Here is an 8,720-nt window from a genome sequence, read left to right as displayed (position 1 = left end):
CACGCTCTCCAAGGGATACTTCTTCGCCACCTCATCCGCTGACTACTGGAAGTCCGTCAACAACTTCTTCTCAACAACGAGTGCTGACTACCTCGCCACTCAGAGAAACTTCTTCTCCACCAGTTCAGCGAATAATTTCATCAACAGCAGTACCACGATCGCCGCAGCAGGGAACGCAATACAAGGGCAGGTTCTTATGTGGAATGGCACCGCATGGGTTGCTGCCGCAACATCATCACCGTGGGTTGTGTCGGGTGCAAACATTTACTATCCAAGTGGTCTTGTTGCGGGAAATGTAGGAATCGGTACCTCATCTCCGTATGCGAAGTTCTCTATTCATGCAAATAATAATGATGGGTCGGAGACACTCTTCTCCGTTGCAACCTCAACACTCACATCAACAACAACGGCCTTTACTGTATTAAAAACCGGACGAGTTGATATTCTTCCAGACAATGTCACTGATGGTACAGACCTGATGAAATTGGGTGGAGCGGGACACTATTTCAGTCAACAAGCAGGCCCAAGTTTACTCATTGCCCGTAGTACATCTGGTGGTGCGCCTCTCTTTTGGATTAACAGTAGAAGTACTCCAAAAATTTCAACTCTTGCAGCTGGTATTTTTGGATGGTCAGCCACAGGTGCATTTAGTGAAACGCTAGATACCGCTCTGGCACGTCTCTCCGCAGGTGTAATTGGTGTTACAGATGGTGCGGGTGCAGGTGGTGCCCTCTATGCGAATTATTTTAACGCAACATCAACCAACGCTACCTCCACATTTGCTGGAACACTCTCACTCACAGGACGTCTTGCTGATTCATCAGGAACAGGTGGTGCAAGCGGTATGGTGCTTCAAACAAACGGTACAGGTGTTGTCTGGGTAGCGACATCATCACTCAACATCACCGGTGCAGCAGATGGTTCATTCTCAACGACATCGGCGGACTATTACGTCGTGTCATCTTCAACAATTGCACATGCATCAGGTGTGACATCAGGCAACGTCTTGCAATGGAATGGCAGCGCGTGGATTTCTGTTGCAACGACCACACTCGGTATTATTGCGGCAGGTGACGGAACATTCTCCACAACGTCTGCGGATTACTGGAAAACGGTAACTGACTTCTTTAGTACAACATCAGTTGATTACTGGCAGACTGTCCGCAACTTCTTTTCAACCAGCTCAGCAAATGCGTTCATCAATGCTTCAAGTACCATTGCCGCAGCATCAGGAGTGACATCTGGCAACGTTCTCCAGTGGAATGGAAGCAAATGGGTCTCTGTTGCAACGACCACGCTCGGTATTATTGCAGTAGGTGATGGTACATTCTCTACAACCTCAGCAGATTACTGGCAGACGGTGCGCAACTTCTTCAGTACGACATCAGTTGACTATTGGCAGACGGTCAGGAACTTTTTCTCCACCTCAAGTGCTAATACTTTTGTGAACTCAAGCAGTACGATTGCACATGTGGGGAATGCGGTAACAGGAAACGTCATTTCTTGGAATGGAAGTGCGTGGATATCGGCCGCAACCTCCACATTTAAGATTCTTGCTGACGACATCACGCTGGGTGCCACCAACCTTTTCTACACGGATACTCGTGTTGCCACATATATCAATGCATCAAGTACCATTGCCAATCCAAGTGGTATAACCTCAGGCAATCTCATCCAGTGGAATGGAACGAAATGGGTCTCTGTTGCCACCTCAACACTCAACATCACAGCTGTTGGTGACGGAACATTCTCAACAACATCAGCCGACTATTACATTGGGGCATCAAGCACCATTGCTCATGCGGGTAATGCAATAACAGGCAATGTTATTTCGTGGAACGGAAGCGCGTGGATTTCTGCTGCAACATCAACATTCAAAATTCTTGCTGACGATATTACTCTCGGCGCCACCAATCTTTTCTACACTGACACCCGAGTTGCTACATATATCAACGCATCGTCAACAATCGCAAATCCATCAGGCATCACCTCTGGCAACCTTATTTCTTGGAATGGAAGCAAGTGGGTTTCGGTCGCAACATCCACACTCAACATTATTGGTGCCGCAGATGGAGCCTTCTCAACAACATCGGCTGACTATTACATTACCGCGTCATCAACTATTGCCAGTGCAGGAAATGCAACACCAGGACAAGTGCTTATGTGGAGTGCTGGAGCATGGATAGCCGCAGCAACATCATCAGCTGGAGGGGGGGTAGTTTACAGACTGCATACGATACGGGTGCAACAATTGAGACAGCGGCAGCGACACCTGTTGTGATTACCGAAACCGCAGGTTCAGCAATGACGCATGATTTGTTGCAGCTTACCGCAAACTCAGCAACGGGAGGTACGTTTTCAGGGGATGCTCTTCAAATCACCATGGATGCTGTGGATGCAAACGCGAATACAGGTAATGGACTTCATATTCTCGTTGACCAGTCGCAAGTGACGGGGTATCCGCTCCTTATTGAAGATGATGCGGGTTCTGACCTCTTCTCAGTTGCGGAAAATGGTGCTGTGGATGTGGGAAGCCAAACAACACGCGCAGATATTGAGGTGTACGGTGAAATCATCAAAAAAGGATTTACCGCAAGTACATCAATTCCTACGATTAACTCGATATTCGTATACGACACAACGAGGGACAGCGATGCCGGTAAATGGACCAACGATCTTTTGGCAATAGGAAAAAGCTGGTACATAGAAGCGAAGGACGATGCAATTGGGGATCCTTGTGTTCCCACAACAGATGATCGTTGTGGAACGTCCTCATTCCCGAAAAAGGCGGTTATCGTTTCCACGCCAACTGATGTCTACATCTTTGATGCAATGACAAATATCATGTGGATGCGATTTACACAAACGGGTGGTACGTTTGCCCTTGGAACCGACACAAACAACAACCCGTCTGGTGTCTTTGCACTCAATGGTGTTGTGTATGTTGGTACAAACGGTACGGGCGGTACTGGTCTGTATGCTTTTGATTTCTTCCAAGACCGACTCTTTAACTATGACTCTGTTGACCGAACACAAGGCGATCAAGACATAGCCAAGAGAAACACTGCTATTACGTATGCAACAAATGCCATTACTGATCTATCAATTACAGACAACATTGTTAACGATGTCCACGGGGCTGTCATATCAGGTTCAACAGGTGGTGTGAACTTGGCGGTGAACGGTAATACCTTCATTGCCGCTGCAACAGATCAATCGGTGGCACTCATTAACCTTTCAGCAGGAAGAGTTATTCGCTACGCTGACGGTGCCGCTACTGACGACACAAACCAAGTATGGGTCACAAAGAGAGGACGTTTGTATCTCACTAACGAGACACTTGCTGAAATTGAGCGTTATGATGATATTGAAGTCGCGACCGCAATTGACAACGCACCAAATGATATTTGGGATGAACAGGCGGCAAACACACCGCATGCCTTTAAGACAGCTCCAACATTTTCAACAAACCCCGATGCATTCTGGGTTCTTGAGCGTGAATCGTATGCTGATATTCTTGAGACAACAGGAAAAGGAGAGGTTTTGTTTGTTGGACACAGCCAAGGGTTGACTCAAATTCATGACATTGCAGTGGTGAGTGCAACAAACATAGGATGGTCAAAATTCTATTCAACGAGCCGTGAAACAGGGTATATGTCAGGAACACCGCGTGGATACTTTGGTTTTGATGAAACAACAGGTGACCTTACAGACTCCACGATACGAAACAGTATCCTTGAGGCGGAAGACCCACCAACATATAGTGTTGACGGTGTGTACGGAACAGGTCTTTCATTCAATGGAACGAGTGATTACCTGTGTTCTGATGCAAACAATGACGGTACCTGCGACACGGACGCGGACTTTAACGTCGGTTTGCTCTCATCCACGATTGAATTGTGGTTCAAGCACTCCGCGACAAATCCCGTTACCACGAACGATGTGCTTGTTGATAGGCGATACACCGCATTAAACGGTACGGAGGGTATTGGATATCGAGTTGAAATGAATACATCTGGACAGATTGTGTATGGTATTCAAGACACAGCGGCAACGGCGGGATACGACGACTCTGTCATATCAACGCTTGATTACGCGGATGGCCAATGGCACCACCTTGTGGCGGTCAACACAGACATCTCCATCTGTCTGTATATTGATGGCCGTCTTGCAGTAGCCTGTGATGCGACACTTGCAGCGACACTTACTCTTGACGCCTCACAGCCTCTTTTTATTGGCGCCGACGGTGGTGGTGCGGCCGGAGCAGACTTCTGGGCAGGAGAAATTGATGATGTGTACTTTGCAGCCGCCGCCGCCACAACCGACAGTTCGCTCATACAAGCACAGGTAAAACGTAAATACGCTGCTGGTAGGCAGGCATTATCACGAAGTTCAACTCGCCAAACAGACGGAGATATCTTCTCTGGAACAACTATTGGAAAGACAGGTGCTGGGTGGACTCCTAATCAGTTTGCAGGGAGTTTGGTTGAGATTACGGGAAACACTGGTGTTGACCAAACTCGTCGGGTCATCTCGAATACCGCAACAACACTTACTGTCTCTCCAGCATGGACGACAACGCCTGATGCAACATCAGACTTTGAAGTTATTCCAGAACAACTCTATGGTGGCACAGACTCTGTTACGTCAATTTCCGTCTTTGAGAACGCGTTTATTGGAAAAATGCGACAAATGTATGTGGGAACAAGTAATGGCTCGGACGTTGGTGGTGTTACCGTGTTCCAAGGGTATGGAAATACATATGTGACAGATGTATATCATGGAAACGCAGGAAAGACGACTGATGCGGGGGTTGCATGGTCAGCGGGAGACGCGGATGATGTTACGGCGATTGGTGCAGTTAACGGAACACTTGCTATTGGCTCACTACAGCACTTGTGGCTTGAAAAAGTGGATCAAAGTCTTGAACAAACCATTGACCTCATCAACAACAACTTGAACTCAATTGCGATGGAGCTTTTGGTGGACGGACTTCTTGGAACAACCCCAGAAGGAGGATTTCTCGGAGGTGCTGACCTTGCTGAGTACTATCCATCACAAGAAGCACTTACAGCAGGTACAATCGTTGGGCTTGATACTGCAATTCCGAACGGAGTCAAGGCATCAACGGAGACATATCAACGAGATGTTATTGGTGTTGTTGCAACATACCCTGGAATTATCCTCGGTCCCCAGACAGAAAATACATTTCCTGTTGCACTTGTCGGTCGTGTGCCAGTGAACGTTTCGCTTGAAAACGGCTCAATTAAAGCAGGGGATCGTATTACGACATCATCACGTGCTGGATATGGTATGCGTGCAACAAAGGCTGGCAGGGTACTTGGAGTTGTGATGGAGGACTTTACACCTGAGATGCGTGTTGATTGTCCTGATGCAGAAGAGGGAAGCAAACAGTGTGGACAGGTACTTGTCTTCGTCAACCTCGTTGACTACTCAGGTATGTCACTGTCTGTTCTTATGAGTGAGATGGAGGAAGGTCTTGTGGTCGGTGAACCGGCGGTTGTTGCATCATGTGTTGATGAAACTGGCACAGCAACGAGCACAAATGCCGATGGGCTTTGCAACGAAGGGTTTACACTTGTTGAAACAGTCGCGACAACAACACCCGGGCAGATTCTTAATGATGAAGATGAAGAAGATGGGGCACATCAAATCCTTGAATATCTTAAGGATGCACGTATAGGTGGAGACATAGAGCTTGATTCTGAGATATTTACCGACCGACTTGTTGCGGCGTTTGAAATCTACACACCACATGTCATTACAGAAGGTTTGACTGTCGATACAGTGTCGGCACTCAATGATCAGGTACTTTTTGAATCGGATGTCATCTTCTTTGGAACTCCGTACTTTACAACGGATACTGCCGGATTCGCTATAATACAGGAAGGTGATTCCGAGGTGTACATTCCATTCGAGAGAGAGTATCTTGAGAAACCGGTGGTGAACGCAAGTATGTCAACATCTGATGGAATTTCAGCTGGAGACGGTGCGAGCGCGGCCGTTATTCAAGCGTTCTTTGGAAATGACGTACGATTCCTTATTGATACTGCGTCTACAACAGGATTCACTATTATCCTCAACAAACCAGCCGAGGAAGACATAATGTTCAACTGGATAGCTCTTGCGGTGAAAGGGGCGCGAACGATTGAATCTGAAGGATTGGGCGAGATTGTTCTACCCGAACCAGCACCAGAGGAAGAACCTGTCTCAGAACCTGTCTCAGAACCTGAACCAGAAGTTCTTCCCGAGCCAGACCCTGAAATAATCCCTGAACCCGAAGTTGTGCCAGACCCTGAGGTAATTCCTGACCCAGATCCTGAAGTTCTTCCCGAGTCCGAACCCGAGCCGGAACCAACACCTGAACCCGAACTAACTCCAGGACCCACTCCCGATGAGGAACCTGTCACAGAACCTGAACCAGAGCCTACTCCCGAACCTGAGTCTGAAATCTAGAAAATAAACAAAAACACCCACATGAAAGGGGTGTTTTTGTTTGAGCGGAAACCACGTATACTTATTGTGTGAAAAAAACAAATATTAGCCTCATGTACCTTGGTGGAGTACTTCTATTTGTGCTTGGTTTTTTTGTGGGTAACATTTCAAAAACTATTCCAAATAGAGAATTAAGCGATTTCTCCTCAGAACTTCGTTTGGGAGGAAAACTTACAAACCCACTTCTTGAGTGTGAGATTGCTGTGTCCACAATCACTTCTCGTAAAGAGGACTTTACTCCAGAGCTGGAAGATTTTGTTGAAGAATTAAAGGAATCAACAAATATCTCCGATATCGCTGTATACTTCCGCGATTTAAACAACGGCCCTGTGATTGGTGTAAATCAACAGGAGCTCTATGCTCCAGCAAGTCTTCTTAAGGTTCCTGTCATGATTGCATATCTTAAGTGGTCTGAAGATGAACCAGATGTACTTGAAGAAAGGATTCTGTATGAGACACCTATGGACTTAGGATTTACTCAAGAATTTGCTCCGCTTGTCCCTCTTGAAATTGGAAAAACGTACTCAGCGAAAGATCTCATTGAGAATATGGTTAGATATTCTGATAACCAAGCCCTCCTCCTTCTCTATAATCGTCTACCAAGCAAATATCAGGAAGATCTCTTTCGATTGGTTGGTATTGATGTCAGTCTTATTACAGATCCAAAAGCAGTACTTTCAGTGAGACGTTATAGTATTTTTTTTCGCATTCTTTTTAATGCATCTTTTTTGTCTCGGACGCACTCTGAGTACGCCCTAAAATTACTCACCGAAACCACGTTTACAGGCGGAATTCGTGCAGGAGTTCCAGAGGAGATCACCGTTGCCCATAAATTTGGGGAGCGAAAAATTACTAATGATATCCAACAATTCCATGATTGTGGCGTTGTCTACTTCCCAGATCACCCTTACATGCTCTGCATTATGACTCGTGGAGAAAATCCACAAGAACTTATTTCTGCAATTAAAGACATCTCCACATTTGTTTATAAAGAGATAGAAAGACAGTATGGCCAAGACTAAAAAGCATGTAAGGACTCTTGTTCATCTCGCTATGCGTTATATAATAGGATTATAGATATACCTGTATGAAAAAATCCTTTGTAATAATTTTTGTTTTTGTATTTGTCGGTGCTCTTGGTGTAGCGTTTTATTTTTACCGAGAAGTAGCAACATTAAAACAGAATCCTCAGGCTGTGGCAGAAGAAGAGGCTGAGGAACTCGTTAAGGTTGTTGGAAAACTCATCATTCTTCCAAAAGATGAAGTTCCTACTATTGCAACAGTAAGCGACCCAGAAAAACTTAAAGACCAACCTTTTTTTGCAAAAGCAAAAATAGGAGACAAGGTGTTGATATATGCAAAGGCACAGAAGGCCTATTTATATGACCCGATTGTTAATCGAATCCTTGAAGTGGCGCCCATTAGTGTAAATACCGATGCAGGACTCGAAGAGTCAGTAGATGTTTCAGACAACACGTCAGGAGCGGCATCTGGAGAAACAGAATAAGCTGTATGGCAGGAAAAATAATCTCCAAAAAAAGAAATAATGATATGGATATGCGTGCTCCGACTCGTGCGGAAACAACAATTATTGAGGAACCTCAAATACCTACATATGATATTTCAGGCTCGGCTTCATTGATGGATGAACCACGACGTCTTCAGGGTCGTTCTCGCATAACTTTTCTTGTCTTTTGTATTCTTTTGCTCGGTGTATTTGGTGTAGCGGGACACTTTTATAAGGAATGGAATTCGCTTCGTCAAAATCCTCAGACGTTTAGTGAAGAAAAAACAAAAGAGGTTGTTGCACGGGTTCAGAAACTCATTGATGTGCCAAGTGGAGAGACGCCTGTCCTTGCTACGGTGAGTGATACATCAAATCTTGAAGATCAGGCTTTTTTTAAAAACGCAAAAGAGGGGAATATTGTTCTTTTTTATGCGGTTGCTCGAAAAGCGTATCTCTATGACCCTGCAGAAAATATTATTGTTGAAGTTGCCTCACTCGGGTCAAACGAAGAATCCCAGTAAAAACGACGTGGATAAGCACTCACAGATATTTTGTAGGGTGATATACTGAATACATCGGTATGTGGGGTTTTTGTACTCACATAATCGTTTAGAGACGCAAAAAAGGGGACAAAGTGCTTATTTACCAATCTGCACAAGAAGCCATTCTCTGTGACCCTAGAGATAATACAATAACC

General features: G+C 45.5%; 5 protein-coding genes. All 5 read left to right on the top strand.

Features of this window, described 5'->3' with window-relative positions:
* The coding region (locus tag NUW02_02975) for a hypothetical protein (GenBank protein ID MCR4274985.1) at positions 1 to 2,281 on the top strand (2,281 nt) is incomplete at its 5' end.
* Positions 2,179 to 6,477: a LamG domain-containing protein gene (locus tag NUW02_02970; GenBank protein ID MCR4274984.1), complete on the top strand. Its 4,299-nt coding sequence runs from the start codon at positions 2,179 to 2,181 to the stop codon at positions 6,475 to 6,477. The genes NUW02_02975 and NUW02_02970, both read left to right, overlap by 103 nt.
* 68 nt (positions 6,478 to 6,545) lie before the next feature.
* Positions 6,546 to 7,538 (top strand): class A beta-lactamase-related serine hydrolase, encoded by a 993-nt coding sequence (locus NUW02_02965; GenBank protein MCR4274983.1) that lies wholly within the window; start codon positions 6,546 to 6,548, stop codon positions 7,536 to 7,538.
* Between the two features lie 65 nt (positions 7,539 to 7,603).
* Positions 7,604 to 8,023: a hypothetical protein gene (locus NUW02_02960; GenBank protein MCR4274982.1), complete on the top strand. Its 420-nt coding sequence runs from the start codon at positions 7,604 to 7,606 to the stop codon at positions 8,021 to 8,023.
* A gap of 5 nt (positions 8,024 to 8,028) precedes the next feature.
* Positions 8,029 to 8,544 carry a hypothetical protein gene (locus NUW02_02955; GenBank protein ID MCR4274981.1) on the top strand — a complete coding sequence of 172 codons (516 nt, stop codon included), beginning with the start codon at positions 8,029 to 8,031 and terminating at the stop codon, positions 8,542 to 8,544.
* Positions 8,545 to 8,720: the final 176 nt, after the last annotated feature.

The organism is Candidatus Campbellbacteria bacterium (genome assembly GCA_024653945.1).
Lineage (GTDB): Bacteria > Patescibacteriota > Minisyncoccia > Phycocordibacterales > EsbW-18 > EsbW-18.
This window is presented reverse-complemented; position numbering and strand designations above follow the sequence as displayed.

Coding starts and splice junctions, on each gene's coding strand:
- NUW02_02970 (MCR4274984.1), top strand. CDS start 2,179: ATGGATAGCCGCAGCAACATCATCAGCTGGAGGGGGGGTAGTTTACAG.
- NUW02_02955 (MCR4274981.1), top strand. CDS start 8,029: ATGGCAGGAAAAATAATCTCCAAAAAAAGAAATAATGATATGGATATG.
- NUW02_02960 (MCR4274982.1), top strand. CDS start 7,604: ATGAAAAAATCCTTTGTAATAATTTTTGTTTTTGTATTTGTCGGTGCT.